General features: G+C 73.4%; 18 protein-coding genes. 12 read left to right on the forward strand and 6 right to left on the reverse strand.

The features are described 5' to 3' along the window. Window positions 1-9 precede the first annotated feature (9 nt). Entirely contained in the window at window positions 10-858 is an 849-nt protein-coding gene (locus AB0F03_RS02245; protein WP_361985555.1) for a DUF4429 domain-containing protein, read from the forward strand. A 386-nt stretch (window positions 859-1,244) separates the two neighbouring features. Here AB0F03_RS02245 and AB0F03_RS02250 read toward each other — a convergent pair whose 3' ends face one another. Together AB0F03_RS02250 and AB0F03_RS02255 are read right to left on the reverse strand one after the other, a co-directional pair. Next, window positions 1,245-2,261: an aldo/keto reductase gene (locus AB0F03_RS02250; protein WP_361985558.1), complete on the reverse strand. Its 1,017-nt coding sequence runs from the start codon at window positions 2,259-2,261 to the stop codon at window positions 1,245-1,247. Further along, entirely contained in the window at window positions 2,258-2,722 is a 465-nt protein-coding gene (locus AB0F03_RS02255; protein WP_361985561.1) for a MerR family transcriptional regulator, read from the reverse strand. Before AB0F03_RS02255 ends, AB0F03_RS02250 begins: the two co-directional genes overlap by 4 nt. Before the next feature lie 98 nt (window positions 2,723-2,820). Here AB0F03_RS02255 and AB0F03_RS02260 point away from each other — a divergent pair, with 98 nt between their 5' ends. Both AB0F03_RS02260 and AB0F03_RS02265 read left to right on the forward strand, forming a co-directional pair. Further along, entirely contained in the window at window positions 2,821-3,306 is a 486-nt protein-coding gene (locus tag AB0F03_RS02260; RefSeq protein WP_361985563.1) for a GNAT family N-acetyltransferase, read from the forward strand. Window positions 3,307-3,325: 19 nt separating this feature from the next. Further along, complete coding sequence (locus AB0F03_RS02265; RefSeq protein WP_361985566.1) at window positions 3,326-4,156, forward strand: serine hydrolase domain-containing protein; 831 nt, start codon at window positions 3,326-3,328, stop codon at window positions 4,154-4,156. A 9-nt stretch (window positions 4,157-4,165) separates the two neighbouring features. Here the strand turns inward: AB0F03_RS02265 and AB0F03_RS02270 are convergent, their stop codons facing one another. Further along, window positions 4,166-4,819, reverse strand: coding sequence for a pirin family protein (locus AB0F03_RS02270; protein WP_361985830.1), 654 nt, complete (start codon window positions 4,817-4,819; stop codon window positions 4,166-4,168). A gap of 74 nt (window positions 4,820-4,893) precedes the next feature. Between AB0F03_RS02270 and AB0F03_RS02275 the strand changes: the two genes are divergently transcribed. From AB0F03_RS02275 to fabF, 5 genes are all read left to right on the forward strand, one after another. Beyond that, on the forward strand, window positions 4,894-6,099 hold the full coding sequence (locus tag AB0F03_RS02275) for a helix-turn-helix domain-containing protein (RefSeq protein WP_361985569.1): 1,206 nt from the start codon (window positions 4,894-4,896) through the stop codon (window positions 6,097-6,099). An 89-nt stretch (window positions 6,100-6,188) separates the two neighbouring features. After that, complete coding sequence (locus tag AB0F03_RS02280; RefSeq protein WP_361985572.1) at window positions 6,189-7,115, forward strand: ACP S-malonyltransferase; 927 nt, start codon at window positions 6,189-6,191, stop codon at window positions 7,113-7,115. A gap of 10 nt (window positions 7,116-7,125) precedes the next feature. Further along, window positions 7,126-8,157, forward strand: coding sequence for a ketoacyl-ACP synthase III (locus tag AB0F03_RS02285; RefSeq protein ID WP_361985575.1), 1,032 nt, complete (start codon window positions 7,126-7,128; stop codon window positions 8,155-8,157). Between the two features lie 81 nt (window positions 8,158-8,238). Next, entirely contained in the window at window positions 8,239-8,487 is a 249-nt protein-coding gene (locus tag AB0F03_RS02290; RefSeq protein WP_356816124.1) for an acyl carrier protein, read from the forward strand. 85 nt (window positions 8,488-8,572) lie between these two features. After that, on the forward strand, window positions 8,573-9,835 hold the full coding sequence (gene fabF, locus AB0F03_RS02295; RefSeq protein ID WP_361985577.1) for a beta-ketoacyl-ACP synthase II: 1,263 nt from the start codon (window positions 8,573-8,575) through the stop codon (window positions 9,833-9,835). A gap of 66 nt (window positions 9,836-9,901) precedes the next feature. On the opposite strand, the gene AB0F03_RS02300 is transcribed toward fabF, so the two are convergent. Beyond that, complete coding sequence (locus AB0F03_RS02300; protein WP_356816126.1) at window positions 9,902-10,396, reverse strand: DUF3145 domain-containing protein; 495 nt, start codon at window positions 10,394-10,396, stop codon at window positions 9,902-9,904. A 254-nt stretch (window positions 10,397-10,650) separates the two neighbouring features. Here AB0F03_RS02300 and AB0F03_RS02305 point away from each other — a divergent pair, with 254 nt between their 5' ends. After that, window positions 10,651-11,532, forward strand: a complete 882-nt coding sequence (locus AB0F03_RS02305; RefSeq protein WP_361985580.1) for an SGNH/GDSL hydrolase family protein — start codon at window positions 10,651-10,653, stop codon at window positions 11,530-11,532. A 14-nt stretch (window positions 11,533-11,546) separates the two neighbouring features. After that, complete coding sequence (locus tag AB0F03_RS02310) at window positions 11,547-12,539, forward strand: aldose epimerase family protein (RefSeq protein ID WP_361985583.1); 993 nt, start codon at window positions 11,547-11,549, stop codon at window positions 12,537-12,539. An 82-nt stretch (window positions 12,540-12,621) separates the two neighbouring features. Here the strand turns inward: AB0F03_RS02310 and AB0F03_RS02315 are convergent, their stop codons facing one another. Then, a complete protein-coding gene (locus AB0F03_RS02315; RefSeq protein ID WP_361985586.1) occupies window positions 12,622-15,063 on the reverse strand; it encodes a glycoside hydrolase family 3 C-terminal domain-containing protein in 2,442 nt (813 codons plus the stop codon). Window positions 15,064-15,163: 100 nt separating this feature from the next. On the opposite strand from AB0F03_RS02315, the gene AB0F03_RS02320 reads away from it, so the two are divergent. Both AB0F03_RS02320 and AB0F03_RS02325 read left to right on the forward strand, forming a co-directional pair. After that, a complete protein-coding gene (locus tag AB0F03_RS02320; RefSeq protein ID WP_361985589.1) occupies window positions 15,164-15,745 on the forward strand; it encodes a TetR family transcriptional regulator in 582 nt (193 codons plus the stop codon). 198 nt (window positions 15,746-15,943) lie between these two features. Next, window positions 15,944-17,209, forward strand: a complete 1,266-nt coding sequence (locus tag AB0F03_RS02325; protein WP_361985591.1) for a pyroglutamyl peptidase — start codon at window positions 15,944-15,946, stop codon at window positions 17,207-17,209. Window positions 17,210-17,219: 10 nt separating this feature from the next. On the opposite strand, the gene AB0F03_RS02330 is transcribed toward AB0F03_RS02325, so the two are convergent. Further along, window positions 17,220-18,026: an EI24 domain-containing protein gene (locus AB0F03_RS02330; RefSeq protein WP_361985594.1), complete on the reverse strand. Its 807-nt coding sequence runs from the start codon at window positions 18,024-18,026 to the stop codon at window positions 17,220-17,222. Window position 18,027 lies beyond the last annotated feature (1 nt).

Raw genomic sequence — 18,027 nt, forward strand, 5'->3', positions numbered from 1 at the left:
ATGAGCCGCATGGGTGACGTACTGGCGGGTTTTCATGCCGTCTGGGAGTTCGAGTCCGACTCCGTGCTCATCCGTTACGAACGGGGGATACGGACACCGAAGCTGTTCCAGGCGCTCGGCGAGCGCCGGATTCCGCTGGCCGCGGTCGAGGGGGTGGCCCTCACCCCGGGCCGGCGCGGCACGGTCGTCCTGCGGCTGCGGCCGCGCCCCGGCGCGGATCCGCTGATGGAGGCGGCCGACGGCCAGCTGAAGGAGGGCTCCGACCCCTACCGCCTGGTGCTGCCGGCAGAGCGGGAGACGCTCGCGGAGTACTACGCGGACGAGCTGAAGGGCCTGCTGACCGGGTCCGGGCCCGCCGACCGGTATCTGGTGGCGGCTCCCGAGGCACCGCTCCAGTTCAAGGCCTACGACGGGAAGGCCTCCTTCGACGGGACGTCCGTGCAGTTCCGCTGGTCCTGGACGGGGGCGTCCTCGGCGAAGTGGAAGGCCGGCGACCAGAGTTTCGCGGTGGCCGGGCTGAGCGGGGTGGAGTGGCGGTCGCCGGAGGTCTTCGAGGGACACCTGCGGCTGCTGCCCCGTGACCCGGGCGCCGGCCGGTCCGCGCAGCCGGACCAGGACCCGGCGTCGGTCGTGTTCGGGCTGGGGTACGGGCCGGTGCACGAGTCGCTGCCGTTCGCCGCGGCGGTCCTCGCGGCGGTGCGCTCCCGCGGGCCGGCCCCGGTGGCACCGGCCGTGTCACCGCGCGACCCCGCCGGCATCGCCGAGCGGATCCGGCACCTCGGGGAGCTGCACCGGGCCGGGCTGATCACCGACGAGGAGTTCGCCGCCAAGAAGGCCGAGCTGCTGGCCGAGCTGTAGCGTCCACCGGCGGGCGCGGTCCGGCGGGCGAGGGCCCGGTCTTCGTGACCGCCCGTCGGCCCGGCGCCGTCCACGCCGGGGCGAGTACCCCCGCGGCCGGCCCCGGCCGCCGGCCGCGGTCCGCACCGGGGTCCGCGCGTCCGCGCCCCCCGGCCGCTGTCCCGCCTCCCGGACCGCCCGCCCGGCGAGGTCCCGGCCGCCTCCGGCAGGACGTCAGCTTCGGACGTCCGCCACCGGACGTCAGCCTCGGACGCCACCACCGGACGTCCGCCCCGGACATCGGCCTCGGACGCCACCACCGGACATCCGCCCCGGACGTCTGCCTCGGACGCCACCGCCGGACGTCCGCCCCGGAGGCCACCACGGACGTCAGCCCCGGACGGCCGCTACTCCCTGCCCGCGGAGGTGAAGGCCATGTCCGCGTAGCGGTCGCCGGCCACCTCGGCCGCGAGCGGCTCCAGCCGGGCCAGTTCCGCGTCGGTCAGCGTGATCCGTGTCGCCGCCGTGTTCTCCGCCACCCTGCCCGGACTGCGGGTGCCCGGGATGGGGACCACCGTCAGCCCGTCGACCGCCGCCCGCTGCTGGATCCAGGCCAGGGCGATCTGGCCGGGGGTGGCGCCGTGGGCCTCGGCGATCGCGCGGACCGGCGCGAGCAGGGCCGCGTTGGCGGCCGCGTTGTCCCCGCTGTAGCGGGGCATGTGGCGGCGGAAGTCGTCGGCGGTGAGGTCCTGCGCGGCGTCGGTGAAGGCGCCCGTGAGGAAGCCGCGGCCCAGCGGGGAGTACGGCACGAGGGCGACGCCCAGGTCCCGCGCGGCCGGTACGACCCGGGCCTCGATGTCCCGGCTGAACAGGGACCACTCCGACTGCACGGCCGCGACCGGATGCACGGCGTGCGCGGCGCGCAGCTCGTCGGCGGTGACCTCGCTGAGCCCGAGGTGCTTGACCTTGCCCTCCCGGACCAGGTCCGCCATCGCGCCGACGGTCTCCTCGATGGGGACGCCCACGTCGCGGCGGTGCATGTAGTAGAGGTCGATCACGTCGACGCCGAGCCGCCGCAGGCTGGCCTCGACGGCCTGCCGGATGTAGGGCGGGTCGTTGCGGATGATCCGCTTCCCCGGGTCGTCCGGGTCCCGGGACAGGGCGAACTTGGTGGCGACGACCACCTCGTCCCGGTGGGCGGCGAAGAACGGGGCGAGGAACCGCTCGTTCTCGCCGGAGCCGTAGAAGTCGGCGGTGTCGTAGAGGGTGACGCCGAGTTCGAGGGCCCGTTCCAGCGTCGCCCGGGCCCGGTCCGTGTCGGTGGGCCCGTACGCGGCACTGATGCCCATGCAGCCGAGCCCCTGGACGCCGGTCACCGGCCCCTGCGCGCCGAGCCGTACCGTGGCGATCCTGGCGTCGGTCATCGGTCGGTTCCCTCCGTGGCGTAGAAACTGATCTTGCGGTCGAGCACGGCGAGCGTGTCCCGAAGTTCCGCGATCCGGCCGAGCACGTCCCGGCGGGTGGCCTCCAGCAGCCCCTGGCGCGCCGCGTACGTGCTCTCGCCCTCGCGCACCAGTTCCGCGTACCGGACCATGTCGGCCACCGGCATGCCGGTCAGCCGCAGCTTGGTCACGAAGTCCAGCCAGTCCAGGTCACGGTTGCTGTAGCGGCGCTGGCCGGTGTGCGAGCGGTCGATGTGCGGCATCAGCCCGATCCGCTCGTACCAGCGCAGGGTGTGCGCGGTCAGACCGGTGCGGGCGACGACCTCGCTGATCGTGTAGCGGTCCTGGCCGTCGGGCCGCGGATGGTGCCGGGGCGGGGCGGAGCAGATGTCGGCGGGGGTGGCGTGCCCGGTGGCCGCCTGCGTGGTCTGCATCACCGTCATGGCCCCCACGCTATGACCTTCGAGTGCACTCCAGGCAAGCGCGCGGGGGTGAGAAATCCGCGCGACGTGATCAAGGCCGGATGGTTAGCGTGCGGGGCATGAGTTCCGTACGCCGGGCCCGGCCCGAGGACGCCGCCGAAGTGCTCCGACTGCGCCAGCTGATGATCGACTCACTGTGGGGCGACGGGAGCCCGGGGCCGGCCGGAGCGGCCGACTGGTACGCGGAGTCGCTGCCGACGCTGCGCGAGCGCCTCGGCGAGGAGGACGGGGACTTCGCGGCGTTCGTCGTGGACCGCGCCGGGCGGCCGGGGGCGCTGGCCGCGCTGGTGGCGGGCACCGTGGAGTACCGCATCGGCAAGGCGGGCAATCCGCGGGGGCGGGTCGGGTACGTCTTCAGCGTCGCGACCGACCCGGACGCCCGGCGCCGCGGGTACGCGCGCGCGTGCATGACCGAGCTGCTGGCCTGGTTCCGGGCGCGGGGCGCCGGGCACGTGCTGCTCAACGCCTCGCCGGAGGCCGAGCCGCTGTACGCCTCCCTCGGCTTCACCCGTGACCCCGACCCGTCGATGCGGCTGCCGCTGTGAGCCGCATAGGCTCGGGCGCATGTCGTCGCAGAGCCTGGCACTGATCGAGAACTGGCCCGTCCCCACCGCCGCGGCGGGTGTCGTACGCGCCGACGGGACCGTCCTCGGGACACACGGTCCCGTCGGGCACCGCTTCCCGCTGGCCTCCGTCACCAAGCCGCTGGCGGCCTACGCGGCGCTCGTGGCGTACGAGGAGGGGGCGGTCGAGCTGGACGAGCCGGCCGGTCCGCCCGGGTCGACGGTCCGCCATCTGCTCGCGCACACCTCCGGGCTGGCCTTCGACGAGCACCGGGTCACCGCCCCGGCCGGGGAGCGGCGGCTGTACTCCAACGCCGGGTTCGAGCAGCTGGGCGACCACATCGCCCGGGCGACGGACATCCCGTTCGCCGAGTACCTGCGGCAGGCCGTGCTGGCGCCGCTGGGGATGACGTCGACGTCGCTGGAGGGCTCGCCGGCCAAGGACGGCGTGTCGACGGTGTCGGACCTGCTGCGGTTCGCGGCCGAGGTGCAGGCACCGCGCCTGCTGGACCCGCGGACGGTCGCGGAGGCGATGAGCGTGCAGTACCCCGGGCGGAAGGGCGTCCTGCCCGGTTACGGCCACCAGAACCCCAACGACTGGGGCCTGGGCTTCGAGATCCGCGACGGCAAGTCCCCGCACTGGACGGGCGGTTCGTCCTCGCCGCGCACGTTCGGGCACTTCGGCCAGTCCGGTACGTTCCTGTGGATCGACCCCGACGCGCGAGTGGCCTGCGTGGCCCTGACCGACCGCGCCTTCGGCCCCTGGGCGGTCGAGGCGTGGCCGGCGTTCACGGACGCGGTGCTGGCGGAACTGCGCGGCCGGGCCGGGTGACGGCCGCGGTCACGGCGCCATCTCCCACAGCAGCAGCTCCGCCGCCGTGACCGCCACCGCCTCCAGGTCCGCCGCGTCCGTGACGCGGGCCGCGTCGCCCGCTCCCAGCTCCTCGCCGTCCAGCCGCACAGCACCGCGCACCACGTGCACGTACACGAACGCCGCGTCCGGCACCGCGGTCCGCTCCCCCGGCGCCAGGCGCCGTACGTGCAGCATCGCGCCGGCGGCCGGGACCGCGTACGGGGTGGGGTCGGCGATGCCCGTGACGGTCCGGTACGCGGGCTCGCCGCCCGCCTCCCGGGGGGCCAGCCACATCTGGAGGAAGACCAGCGGGACGGCGCCGTCGTTGCGCTCGGTGTGCCGCACGCCCGACGCCGCGCTGAGGTGCTGGACGTCGCCGGGGCGGACGGTCGTCCGGTGGCCCGTGGAGTCGCGGTGGGTCAGTTCGCCCTCGATCACCCAGGTGACGATCTCGGTGTGGCTGTGAGGGTGTTCGCCGAAACCGGCGCCGGGGGCGAGCCGTTCCTCGTTGCAGGCGATCAGCGCGCCGAAGCGGAGGTTGTCCGGGTCGTAGTGCGGGCCGAAGGAGAAGGCGTGGCGGGAGTCGGTCCCGTGCTCCGGGTCCCCTCCGCGGTAGCGCTCACCGGCGCGCCGGACGTCCATCACGGGCCCCACCGTAGACCTGGTCCCGGACCCGGCGACGCAGGGGCCCGTCCCGATAAGGCAGTCTTGTCCCCGTGCCCGAACCCGAAACCCACCGCGCAGACCCCGCCGTACACGCCGTCCACGCGCACGCCGCGACCCTGAGGCGACTGGAGAAGTCCTCCGGGAGTCTCGCCGCGCAGGCCATCGCGCGGATGGACGAGACCCTGCCGTGGTACCGGGCCATGCCCCCGGAGAACCGTTCCTGGATCGGGCTCGTCGCCCAGGCGGGCATCGCGGCCTTCACCGAGTGGTTCCGGCGCCCGGACGCGCCGCAGGCGATCTCCACGGACGTCTTCGGGACCGCGCCGCGCGAGCTGACCCGGGCCATCACGCTGCGGCAGACCGTGGAGATGGTGCGCACCACGATCGAGGTGATGGAGAGCGCCATCGACGAGGTGGCGGCGCCCGGCGACGAACGGGTGCTGCGCGAGGCGCTGCTGGTGTACGCCCGTGAGATCGCCTTCGCCACCGCCCAGGTGTACGCCCAGGCCGCCGAGGCACGGGGTGCCTGGGACGCGCGCCTGGAGTCGCTGGTGGTGAACGCCGTGCTCAGCGGGGAGGCCGACGAGGGGGCCGTCAGCCGGGCCGCCGCGCTGGGCTGGAACTCCCCCGAGCATGTGTGCGTGGTGCTCGGGACCGCCCCGGACGGCGACAGCGAACTGACCGTCGAGGCGATCCGGCGGGCCGCCCGGCACGCCAAGCTCCAGGTGCTCACCGGGGTGCTCGGGGACCGGCTCGTCGTCGTCGCCGGCGGCAGCCCCAACCCGCTCGCCGTCGCGAAGTCCCTGATCGGGCCGTACGCGGCGGGGCCGGTGGTCGCCGGACCCGTCGTACCCGATCTGCTGGCCGCCACCCGGTCCGCGCAGGCCGCCGCCGCCGGCCTGAAGGCCTGTTCCGCCTGGCAGGACGCGCCGCGGCCGGTGCTCGCGGACGATCTGCTGCCGGAGCGCGCCATGGCGGGCGATCCCGGCGCCCGTGAGCAACTGGTGGAGGAGATCTACAGACCGCTGGAGGAGGCGGGCTCGGCTCTCCTGGAAACACTGAGTGTCTACCTGGAGCAGGCGAGCAGCCTGGAAGGCGCGGCGAGAATGCTCTTCGTTCACCCGAACACCGTGCGCTACCGGCTCCGACGTGTGACAGACGTCACCGGCTGGTCGCCCTCGGATGTACGATCCGCCTTCACACTGCGGATCGCGCTCATCCTGGGGCGTCTGGCCGACGGTGATGCTCAGACATAGGTTTTTGTGGGGGCTCCACAAAAGGCCTCCATGTTCTTCGTCCCTGTCCTCACGGGCGGCCGTGCCCGTCCCCAAGAGAGAGTGTGAGAGTGCTCGTACTCGTCGCTCCCGGCCAGGGCGCCCAGACGCCCGGCTTCCTGACCCCCTGGCTCGACCTCCCCGGTGCCGCGGACCGCGTCGCCGCGTGGTCGGACGCCCTCGGACTGGACCTGGCCCACTACGGCACCCAGGCCGACGCCGACGCCATCCGGGACACCGCGGTGGCCCAGCCGCTGCTGGTGGCCGCCGGCATCCTGTCCGCCGCGGCACTGGGTGACATGTCCGAGATCGCGCCCGGCGCGGTCGCGGGGCACAGCGTCGGCGAGATCACCGCCGCCGTCTTCGCCGGCATCCTGGACGACACGGCCGCCCTCGGTCTCGTCCGTACGCGGGGTCTGGCGATGGCCGACGCCGCCGCGGTCACGGAGACCGGCATGGCGGCGCTGCTGGGCGGCGACCCGGAGGTCACCCTCCCGCACCTGGAGAAGCTGGGCCTGACCCCGGCGAACATCAACGGCGCGGGCCAGATCGTCGCCGCCGGCACGCTGGAGCAGCTCGCCGCGCTGGCCGAGGACAAACCCGAGGGCGTCCGCAAGGTCGTTCCGCTGAAGGTCGCCGGCGCCTTCCACACGCGTCACATGGCCCCCGCGGTCGAGACGCTGGCCAAGGCCGCGGCGGACCTGACGCCCGCCGACCCCCGGGTCGCCTACGTCTCCAACAAGGACGGACGGGCCGTCGCCACCGGTGCCGAGGTGCTGGAGCGGCTGGTCGGTCAGATCGCCAACCCCGTGCGCTGGGACCTGTGCATGGAGACCTTCAAGGAACTCGGCGTCACCGCGCTGATCGAGGTGTGCCCGGGCGGCACGCTGACCGGCCTGGCCAAGCGCGCACTGCCCGGCGTGGCGACGCTGGCCCTGAAGACCCCCGACGATCTCGACGCGGCCCGTGCTCTCCTCGCAGAGCACGCCGGCGTCTAAGGAGCCGTACATGGCGAAGATCAAGCCCAGCAAGGGCGCCCCGTACGCGCGGATTCTCGGTGTCGGCGGTTACCGTCCGACCCGGGTCGTGCCGAACGAGGTGATCCTCGAGAAGATCGACTCGTCCGACGAGTGGATCCGTTCGCGCTCCGGTATCGAGACCCGGCACTGGGCGGGACCCGACGAGACCGTGGCCACGATGGCCGTCGAGGCCTCCGGCAAGGCGATCGCGGACGCGGGCATCGACGCCGAGCGGATCGGCGCGGTGGTCGTCTCCACCGTCTCGCACTTCAGCCAGACCCCGGCCGTCGCCACCGAGATCGCCGACCGTCTTGGCACGAACAAGGCCGCGGCCTTCGACATCTCGGCCGGCTGCGCGGGCTTCGGCTACGGCCTGACGCTCGCCAAGGGCATGGTGGTGGAAGGTTCCGCCGACCACGTCCTGGTCATCGGTGTGGAGCGGCTGAGCGACCTGACCGACCTGGAGGACCGGGCGACCGCGTTCCTCTTCGGCGACGGTGCGGGCGCGGTCGTCGTCGGCCCCTCCGACGTGCCGGCGATCGGCCCGACCGTGTGGGGATCCGAGGGCGACAAGGCCGAGACGATCCGGCAGACCGTGTCGTGGGACCGGTTCCGGCTCGGCGACCTCTCCGCGCTGCCGCTCGACAGCGACGGCAACATCAAGTTCCCTGCGATCACGCAGGAGGGCCAGGCGGTGTTCCGCTGGGCCGTGTTCGAGATGGCGAAGGTCGCCCAGCAGGCGCTGGACGCGGCCGGGATCACCCCGGACGAACTGGACGTCTTCATCCCGCACCAGGCCAACGTGCGGATCATCGACTCGATGGTGAAGACGCTGAAACTGCCGGAGCACGTCACGGTCGCCCGTGACATCCGCACCACCGGCAACACCTCGGCCGCCTCGATCCCGCTCGCGATGGAGCGGCTCCTGGCGACCGGGGAGGCGAAGAGCGGCGACACCGCGCTCGTCATCGGATTCGGGGCGGGTCTCGTCTACGCCGCCACGGTCGTTACCCTCCCCTAGGCACTCCGTGCCGGGCCATGCGGTCCGGAACGGGGACAACTGCCACAAACCGTCTGGAACATCGAAGAAGGAGCGCCTGACATGGCCGCCACTCAGGAAGAGATCGTGACCGGTCTCGCCGAGATCGTGAACGAGATCGCCGGGATCCCCACCGAGGACGTGCAGAGGGACAAGTCCTTCACCGACGACCTGGACGTCGACTCGCTGTCCATGGTCGAGGTCGTCGTCGCCGCCGAGGAGCGCTTCGACGTGAAGATCCCGGACGAGGACGTCAAGAACCTCAGGACCGTCGGCGACGCCACCGACTACATCCTCAAGCACCAGGCCTGAGCCACCGCGCAGGTAACAGGCTGCTAGGCCCCGCCACCCGGCGGTGGCGCCGTCGAATCCCGTATCCGTTGGAGAAAGAATTCCCGTGAGCCCGACCAATCGCACCGTGGTCGTCACCGGTATCGGCGCAACCACACCGCTGGGTGGCGACGCAGCCTCGACCTGGGAGGCCCTCCTCGCCGGCACGTCCGGTGTCCGCCTCCTGGAGGAGGAGTGGGCGGCTCAGCTGCCCGTCAGGATCGCCGCGCGGGTCGCCGTCGAGCCGGGCGAGATCATCCCCCGCCCGCAGGCCCGCAAACTGGACCGGTCCGCGCAGTTCGCGCTGATCGCCGCTCAGGAGGCCTGGAAGGACGCCGGTTTCACCGCCAGGGCGGGTGAGGACTCGTCCGTGAACCCCGACCGCCTCGGTGCGGTCATCGCCTCCGGCATCGGCGGTGTGACGACCCTCCTGGACCAGTACGACGTGCTCCGGGAGAAGGGCGTCCGCCGTGTCTCCCCGCACACCGTGCCCATGCTGATGCCCAACTCCCCGGCGGCCAACGTCGGGATCGAGCTGGGTGCCCGCGCCGGTGTGCACACCCCGGTCTCGGCCTGCGCCTCGGGCGCGGAGGCCATCGGGTACGCGATCGAGATGATCCGCACCGGGCGTGCGGACGTGGTCGTGGCCGGTGGCACCGAGGCCGCCATCCACCCGCTTCCCATCGCCGCGTTCGGCAACATGATGGCGATGTCCAAGAACAACGACGACCCCACGGGCGCGTCCCGGCCGTACGACGCGGGCCGTGACGGCTTCGTGCTCGGCGAGGGCGCCGGTGTGATCGTCCTGGAGTCCGAGGAGCACGCGAAGGCTCGCGGCGCCCGGATCTACGCCGAGGCGGTCGGCCAGGGCATCTCCGCCGACAGCCACCACATCACGCAGCCGGAGCCGTCCGGCAACGGCATCGCGCACGCGCTGCACAACCTGCTGGACAACACGGATCTGAAGCCGGCCGAGATCGTGCACGTCAACGCGCACGCCACGTCGACCCCGCAGGGCGACGTCGCCGAGATCAAGGCGCTGCGGAAGGTGTTCGGCGACGACGTCGACCACATGGCGATCTCCGCGACCAAGTCGATGACCGGTCACCTGCTGGGCGGCGCCGGCGGTGTCGAGACCGTCGCGTCGATCCTGGCGCTGGTGAACCGTACGGCTCCGCCGACCATCAACGTGGACAACCTCGACCCCGAGGTCAACGCGGACGTGGTGACCGGTGCGGCGCGGGCGCTGCCCGAGGGCCGGATCGCCGCGCTGAACGACTCGTTCGGGTTCGGCGGGCACAACGTGGTGCTGGCGTTCAGGACCGTCTGAGCGGACACAGGAGGAAGGGCCCTCACCGGTGGTGGGGGCCCTTCGTCACGTCCGGCGATCGCCGACTCACACCACCTGGTGCAGCCAGCGCACCGGCGCGCCCTCTCCGGCGTAGCGGAACGGCTCCAGTTCGTCGTCCCACGGCTTGCCCAGCAGCCGGGACAGCTCGCCCTCCAGGTCCGTCTCGCCGCGCCGGCTGCGTTGCAGGGCCGCGCGGAGCCGGTCCTCGGGGATGAGGATGTCGCCGTGGATGCCGGTGACGGCGTGGAAGATGCCGAGGTCGGGGGTGCAGCTGTAGCGCTCGCCCTCGGCGGTGGGGCAGGGCTCGGCGGTGACCTCGAAGCGCAGCAGGCGCCAGCCGCGCAGCGCGGAGGCCAGCTTGGAGGCGGTGCCGGCCTCGCCCTGCCAGGAGAACTCCGAGCGCCAGGTGCCGGGGGCGGCGGGCTGCCGGATCCAGTCGAGGCTGACGCGCGTGCCGAGCACCCCGGCGACGGCCCACTCGACGTGCGGGCACAGCGCGCGCGGCGCGGAGTGCACGTACAGAACTCCACGTGTCGTCACCGGAACCTCCGGGCAGAGCGGGACATCTTGCGGACTGACTGGGCGGCTGTGGCACGACGGCCGCGTTGATGGCGAGGCTACCCTGCGGCGGGGCAAGGAGTGTGACGTACCGTCGGTCCCGCTGCCAGGAAAACGCCGCCATTCACCCAGGGGGACGCTTGTGCGGGGGTGTGCCGTTCCCGGGGGAGCCGGCCGGGAACCCCCGCACGTTGTCAGGGGAGGAGGCCGACCGTCGAGCGAGGGGAACACCGGGGATGCGAAAGCGAAGCCGCCGTGCGCGGGCCGTGCTCGCCGCCGTGGCGGCCGTCATGCTGGGCGCCGCCGGATGTGACGGCGGCGGGGGCCCGGCCGCGCCGGGGGGCACGAAGGCGCACGCGGCCCGGCCGCCGGTGTGGGACCGCAGTCCGGAGTCGATCGCCGCGGTGGGTGACTCCATCACGCGCGGTTTCGACGCGTGCGCGGTGCTGTCGGACTGCCCGGAGGTGTCGTGGGCGACGGGCGGCGACGCCCGGGTGGACAGCCTGGCGGTGCGGCTCCTGGGTGTGCCGGGGGCGGCGGAGCACAGCTGGAACTACGCGGTGACGGGCGCCCGGATGGCGGACCTGCCCGGGCAGATGGAGCAGGCGGCCCGGCGCGGCCCGCAGCTGGTGACGGTCATGGCCGGCGCGAACGACGCCTGCCGGTCGTCGGCGTCGGCGATGACGCCGGTGGCCGACTTCCGCGAGGACTTCGAGAAGGCGATGCGCACCCTGCGTACGGCACTGCCGAGGACGCAGGTGTACGTGGCCAGCGTGCCGAACCTGAAGCGGCTGTGGTCGGAGGGCCGGACGAACGCGCTGGGCAAGCAGGTCTGGAAGCTGGGGATCTGCCCGTCGATGCTGGCCGACGCGGACGATCTGACCAGGTCGGCGATGGTGCGGCGGGACAGCGTGCAGCAGCGGGTGGTGGCGTACAACGCGGTGCTGAAGGACGTGTGCGCCAGGGACCGCCGCTGCCGGTTCGACGGGAACGCGGTCTACGACTACCGCTTCGGCACGGATCAGCTCAGTCAGTGGGACTGGTTCCACCCCAGCACGGACGGCCAGGCGCGGCTGGCGGAGATCGCCTACCGGAGGATCACGGCGACGCATCCGTGACCTAGGGTTCCCACATGAACGAACTTTTCGGCACACTTCCCGACGGCACTCCGGTGCACCGCTGGACGCTGGAGCGCGCCGGGGTCCGGGTCCGGGTGCTGTCGTACGGCGGGATCGTGCAGTCGGTGGAGGTCCCGGACGGAGCCGGACGGATGACGGACGTGGTGCTGGGGTTCCCGTCCCTCGACGGCTATCTGGAGCATCCGGAGCCGTATCTGGGTGCCGTGATCGGCCGGTACGCCAACCGGATCGCGGGCGGCCGGTTCCCGCTGGACGGCCGGACGTACGCCCTGACGCGGAACGAGGGCGCCAACTCGCTGCACGGCGGCACGCGGGGCTTCGACAAGCGGGTGTGGGACGCGACGCCGGTCGGGCACGGGGTGCGTCTCGGCCGGGTGAGCCCGCACGGCGAGGAGGGCTTCCCGGGGCGGCTGGAGGTCGCGGTGACGTACACGCTGACGGACAGGGGCGCGCTGCGCATCGCCTACGAGGCGGTCACCGACGCGCCGACGGTCATCAGCCTGACCAACCACACGTACTGGAACCTGAGCGGCTCCGGCCGGGCGGGCGGCCACGAACTGCGGCTGGCCGCGTCCCGATACACGCCGGTGGACGCGGACCTGATCCCCACCGGCGCCCTGGCGGACGTGACCGGTTCCCGCCTCGACTTCCGCACGGCCCGGGCGGTGGGCACCGGCTACGACCACAACTTCGCGCTGGACAAGGGGGTGACCGAGGCGGCCGAGGAGGTGGCCGAGTTGTACGACCCCGCGTCCGGCCGCGTCCTGACGGTGGCGACGACCGAGCCGGGAGTCCAGCTCTACACCGCGGACCACCTGTCCGACCCGTTCACCCCGGGCGCCGCGGTCGCCCTGGAGACCCAGCACTTCCCGGACTCCCCCAACCACCCGCACTTCCCGGCCACGGTCCTGCGACCGGGCAGCCCCTTCCGCTCCGAGACGGTGTACGGGTTCGGAGCACGGGGGCGGGACGGGGCCGGCGACTGATGTTGCCCCGGTCCAGGGGTCAGGTCCTGGACCGGGGCTGTTCTCGGGGGGTGTCCCGCCCGGTGGGGGGACTTGTCCCGGATCAGACGTTAATCGGTGCGGTGAGCCTGCGGTCGGCGATCGAGCGTCCGGCGGTGATCTCGTACGAACCCTTCACACATGCCCACGCCTTCGCCGTCTCGTCCCAGACCTCGAAGGCGCGGCGCTGGAGTTCGACGGTGACCTCGGTGCTCTCGCCGGGGCCGGCCCCGGCGGAGGCGAAGCCGGCCAGCCGGCGTGCGGGGCGTTCGGGGCCGGGGCCGGTCGGGGCGACGTAGATCTGGACGACCTCGCGGCCGGGCCGCTCGCCGGTGTTGCGCAGGCGGACGCGGACGGTGGTGCCGTCGACATCCAGGGACTCGTAGGCCCAGTCGGTGTAGCCGAGGCCGTGGCCGAAGGGGTACGACGGGGTGCGGCCGGCCTTCTCCCAGGCGGCGTGACCGATGAACACGCCTTCGTCGTAGCGGAGTTCGCCGTCGGTCGGGACGACCTGGGTGACCGGGGCGTCGGTGAGGGAGCCCCAGGTGGTGGGCAGCCGGCCGCCGGGCTCGTGGGCGCCGGTGAGGACGTCGGCGAGTGCGGCGCCGCCCTCCTGGCCGGGGAACCAGCCGAGCAGGACGGCGGCCACCTCGTCCCGCCAGGGCAGTTCCACCGGGGAGCCCGCGTTGACGACGACGACCGTGTTCGGGTTGGCGGCGGCGACCGCGCGGACCAGGTCGTCCTGGCGGCCGGGGAGCCGCAGGTCGCGGCGGTCGAAGCCCTCGGACTCCACGCGGTCGGTGGTGGCGACCATGACGACGGCCGTGTCGGCGTTCCGGGCGGTCTCGACGGCCTCGGTGATCAGCTCGTCGGCGTCGCGCTGGGGACCGGAGTGGGCGAGCGCGAACGCGACGACCTTCATCGGGAGGTCCTCGGGGAGCCGGACGACATGGGTGAGGGAGACGTCGACCGGCTCGCCCGCGGTGAGGCCGGGCCGGGCGCGGGGGACGGGGGCGCCGAAGAACGCCTCGAAGGGGTCGCCGTCGCCGGGGCGCTGGTCGTCGTCGTAGTACGTCGTCCCGCCGACGGTGAGGGTGAAGTCGCCGGTGCCCTTGATGCCGAAGGTGTGCGTGCCGGACTCGCGCGGGGTGAAGGTGCCGGTCAGCTCGATGGTGTGGAGGGTCTCGTGGGTGACGCCTTCGGGGAGGTCGGTGCCCATCCACTGGATCAGGCCGCCGGGGGCGGAACGGGTGCCGATGACCTCACCGGCGGCGTCGCGGCAGACGGCCCGCAGGGTGAAGCCGGCGTCGGCGACGGGGAGTTCGGTCGCGGGGTCGGCGCCGACGGCGTAGCGGAGGGTGCCGTCGGCGAGTGCGGCGGTGAGACCGTCGAGCGGGGAGACGACCCGGGCCGGGAAGACGGTCGCGGAGCCGCCGCCGAGGATGCGGGCGTCGCGGGCGGCGGCGCCGATCAGGGCGACGGTGCCGTGGGGTTCCAGGGGCAGGACGTGGCGCTCGTTGCGCAGGAGGACGAAGGAGCGGCGGGCGATCTCGCGGGCCAGGGCCTCCCCGTCGACCGGTGCGGGCAGTGCGGTGACCACGGGTTCCGCGCCGTCCAGGATGCCGGCGCGGGCGGCGAGCCGCAGTACCCGGCGGACGGCCGCGTCGACCGTGGCCTCGTCGACCCTGCCGTCCCGCACGGCCCGGGCGAGCGCCTCGCCGTAGACGGTCCGCGGTCCGGGCATGGCCACGTCCAGGCCGCCCTCGATGGCGCCCGTGGTGTCCCGGGCGGCGGTCCAGTCGGAGACGTTGACGCCGTCGAAGCCCCACTCGCCGCGCAGGACCTCGTTGACGAGGTGGTGGTGTTCGGTCATCGTCGTGCCGTTGACCGTGTTGTAGGCGGTCATGACGCCCCACGGGCGGGCGTCGCGCACGATCGCCTCGAAGGGGGCCAGGTACAGCTCGCGCAGGGCCCGCTCGGGGACCAGGTTGTTCACGGTGAGACGGTCGGTCTCGGCGTCGTTGGCGACGAAGTGCTTGACGGTGGTGCCGACGCCGCCGGACTGGACGCCGCGGACGTAGCCGGTGCCGATGGCGCCGGTCAGGTACGGGTCCTCGCTGTAGCACTCGAAGTGGCGTCCGCCGAGCGGGGAGCGGTGGAGGTTGACGGTGGGGGCGAGCAGGACGTGGACGCCCTTGCGGCGGGCCTCCTGGGCGAGCAGCACACCGGCGCGGCGGGCGAGTTCCGGGTCCCAGGTGGCGGCGAGCGCGGTCGGTGAGGGCAGGGCGACCGAGGGGTCGTCGACGGTCCAGCGCACGCCGCGGACGCCGATCGGGCCGTCGGACATGACCAGGGATTCCAGGCCGATCCCGGGCAGCGCGGGCAGGCTCCACATGTCCTGGCCGGCCAGGAGGCGTGCCTTGGTGTCGAGGTCGAGGGTGTGCAGGGCGGCCTCCACGACCGCCTCGCGGGCCTGGTCGGCCGGGGTGGACTGGGCTCCCGCCATCGGTTCCTCCTCGTCGGGTCCGTGCAGGTGCCTCCATCGTGCATCGCCTCCTGTGGCGCGGTAGGTTTTGTTATCCGGCCGTTATGTTCGGTTCGAGGGGATGTCGTACGGTGACGTCATGAGCGCGAGGGTGCGGAGCGAGGAGCGGCGCGCGGAGATCGTCGGCGCGGCCCTCGAGGTGATCGCCGAGCGCGGTTACCGGGGAGCGAGCCTGGCCGCGGTGGCCGAGCGGGTGGGGCTGACCCAGCAGGGCCTGCTGCACCACTTCCCCACCAAGGACGCCCTGCTGGTGGCCGTGCTCCGGGAGCGCGACCGGTGGGACGCGGTGCCGGGCACCCCGTGGCGGACGGACCTGCTGGCCGCGCTGGTCGAGTACAACGCGATGCGCCCGGCGATCGTCCAGACCTTCTCGGCGCTGCTCGGCGAGAGCGTCACCGAGGGCCATCCGGCGCGCGCCTACTTCACCGAGCGCTACGCCCGCGTCCGGGAGAGCATGGCCGCGGTCCTGCGCACCGAGTACGGTGACCGGCTGCCCAACGGACTCACCCCGGAACGCACCGCGCCGCTGCTCGTCGCCGTGATGGACGGCCTCCAGTACCAGTGGCTGCTGGACCCGGAGTCCGTCGACATGCCGGGCGCGTTCCGCGACTTCCTGCGGCTGCTGGGCGAGCCGGCGGCCTGAGCGGTCCAGGCCTTCCCGCGGCCGTCACGCTCGGCGGGCGGCCCAGGTGCGGTCGAGGAGGGGGAGCTACGCGGCCCCGGCCCGCGGCACCCGTGCCCGGCCCCGGCCGGCGGCATGGCGCGGGCCGCTCCCGCCGGGCCATACTGCCGCCGTCCACCGCATCACGCGCCCCACAGCGACGGAAGGACCCGAACTCCCTTGACCCGCATATGTCTTCGCCTCGGCATCGTCGGACTGGCCCTGCTGGCCGGCCTGTCCGCGCCCGCCACCGCGGCCTGCGCCGGTACGACGGCGCCCTCCCCCACCGTCGAGGAACAACGGCTCGACCAGGCCGTACCGCGGGAGATCCTGCGGCGCTCCGGGTTCGACGGGGTGGCGCCCGGGTTCCGCCGCGGGCTGGAGCGGGCCCACTCCTACGCGCGGGCCCGCGGCCTCGTCGTACGGGAGGGGACCGCGCTGTGGCGGCGGGCCGTGGCGCGGGCGCAGGGGCGGGGGCCGGCGGGGGGCGACCTGAGCCGGGACGACGACCGGCCGCTGTACTGGGCACGGCTGGGGATGAGCCGGGAACTGCGCCTCTGGGAGCCGGGGTTCACGCTCACGGACGGGCAACGGGACGCCCTGCTGAACGAGTTGGAGCGGACCTCGCGCGGGCAGACCGGCATCCACTACCCCGCGACGAGCCGGCTGCGGCGGGTGCTGCTCACCGGCTTCGACCCCTTCACCCTCGACCGGGACATCCGCATCTCCAACCCGTCGGGGGCGAGCGCGCTCGCGCTGGACGGCACGGTGATCGAGACGGACCGGGGGCCGGCGCGCGTCGAGACCGCCGTGTTCCCGGTGCGCTGGCAGGACTTCGCCGAAGGCACGGTGGAGCGCGCCCTGCGGCCTTACCTGCCGGAGGTGGACCTGTTCACGACCGTGAGCCAGGGCCGCGTCGGCCGGTTCGACATCGAGCGCACCAACGGGGCCTGGCGGGGCGGCTTCCCGGACAACGACAACGTCTCGCGGACGGAGCCCGTCCCGGTCGCCGATCCGGCCTCGCAGCCGCAGTGGACGAGCACGACCCTGCCGTACGCCGCCGTCGTGGCCGCCCGGACGGGACGCTTCCCCGTCTACGACCACACCGAGGTGACCGAGATCCCGGCGGGAGGCACGGACCCCGTCGTACGGCCGGACGGACCGACCCCCGGCTCCACCGCCCGCGCCGGGGGCGGCGGCGACTACCTCTCCAACGAGATCGCCTACCGGGCCACCCTGCTGCGGGACCGGCTCGGGCTGCACGACACCCTGCCCGGCGGGCATGTGCACACGCCGGTCCTGACGTTCGGCGCCGGCAACACCGATCCGGCGACAGGTGCGGTCACCGACCCGGAGTTCGTCCGCAACCGGCTGGACATCATCGCGCAGGTGCGGTCCATCGTGACGGTCGCGGTCGGCGCCGCGGCGCGGGCGGCGCACGGCTGACGCACCCGGGTCAGCGGGAGACGTCCTCCGTGTCCGGCAACCCGGCGGTGGCCGCGGACGCGCCGGCGGCGCTCTCCTCGCCCAGCAGGTCGCGGGCGAGGAAGGTGGCGCCGGCCACCGCGCCGGGCATCAGGAACACCGCGACGAACGGCACCAGGAAGGCCAGGCCCAGAGGGGTGCCGAAGCCCCAGACCAGGGTCTTGCGGGAGCGGAGCAGGGTGAGGCGGGTACGCAGGTCGACGCCCCGGCGCTGGAGCGCCACGGCGGCGAGTTCCTCGGTGAGGAAGAAGCCGGTGACGAAGAAGCCGAGCACGGGGACGACGGTCTGCCCGACGAACGGCAGGAAACCGAGGCCGAAGAGCAGCACGCCCCACAGGGCGGCGCGGACCAGGATGCGCAGGCTGTCACGGGCGGAGATCCACAGCTCGCGCCAGAGCGGGAGGTCCGAGCGGGGCGCCGTGCCGTCGGGCGAGACGTCGGCGTCGGCCTTCTCCGACAGGTTCTCGTAGAAGGGCTGGCCGACCAGCAGCGTGACGGCCGTGAACGTCAGCACGGCCAGCAGCAGGCCGAGGGCGAACAGGACCGCGGTCAGCAGGCCGCGGAACAGGCCCTGCCAGGGGCTGGACCAGTCGTCCGCGAACGGGGTCGCCCAGGTGACCGCGTCCTCGCCCCACACGGCGAGCGCGACCAGCGCGGCGGCGTACAGCACCAGCGTGATCAGTCCGGGCAGCAGCCCGAACCCGTACTGCCGCCCGTGCCGGACCACCCACCGCTGGCCCTTCAGCAGATAACCGAAACCCACCCCGAGATCGCGCATG

The sequence above is a fragment of the Streptomyces sp. NPDC028722 genome (assembly GCF_040637655.1).
GTDB lineage: Bacteria > Actinomycetota > Actinomycetes > Streptomycetales > Streptomycetaceae > Streptomyces.

Coding starts and splice junctions, on each gene's coding strand:
- AB0F03_RS02245 (WP_361985555.1), top strand. CDS start 10: ATGGGTGACGTACTGGCGGGTTTTCATGCCGTCTGGGAGTTCGAGTCC.
- AB0F03_RS02250 (WP_361985558.1), bottom strand. CDS start 2,261: ATGACCGACGCCAGGATCGCCACGGTACGGCTCGGCGCGCAGGGGCCG.
- AB0F03_RS02255 (WP_361985561.1), bottom strand. CDS start 2,722: ATGACGGTGATGCAGACCACGCAGGCGGCCACCGGGCACGCCACCCCC.
- AB0F03_RS02260 (WP_361985563.1), top strand. CDS start 2,821: ATGAGTTCCGTACGCCGGGCCCGGCCCGAGGACGCCGCCGAAGTGCTC.
- AB0F03_RS02265 (WP_361985566.1), top strand. CDS start 3,326: ATGTCGTCGCAGAGCCTGGCACTGATCGAGAACTGGCCCGTCCCCACC.
- AB0F03_RS02270 (WP_361985830.1), bottom strand. CDS start 4,819: ATGGACGTCCGGCGCGCCGGTGAGCGCTACCGCGGAGGGGACCCGGAG.
- AB0F03_RS02285 (WP_361985575.1), top strand. CDS start 7,126: ATGGCGAAGATCAAGCCCAGCAAGGGCGCCCCGTACGCGCGGATTCTC.
- AB0F03_RS02290 (WP_356816124.1), top strand. CDS start 8,239: ATGGCCGCCACTCAGGAAGAGATCGTGACCGGTCTCGCCGAGATCGTG.
- AB0F03_RS02305 (WP_361985580.1), top strand. CDS start 10,651: ATGCGAAAGCGAAGCCGCCGTGCGCGGGCCGTGCTCGCCGCCGTGGCG.
- AB0F03_RS02310 (WP_361985583.1), top strand. CDS start 11,547: ATGAACGAACTTTTCGGCACACTTCCCGACGGCACTCCGGTGCACCGC.
- AB0F03_RS02315 (WP_361985586.1), bottom strand. CDS start 15,063: ATGGCGGGAGCCCAGTCCACCCCGGCCGACCAGGCCCGCGAGGCGGTC.
- AB0F03_RS02320 (WP_361985589.1), top strand. CDS start 15,164: ATGTCGTACGGTGACGTCATGAGCGCGAGGGTGCGGAGCGAGGAGCGG.
- AB0F03_RS02330 (WP_361985594.1), bottom strand. CDS start 18,026: ATGCGCGATCTCGGGGTGGGTTTCGGTTATCTGCTGAAGGGCCAGCGG.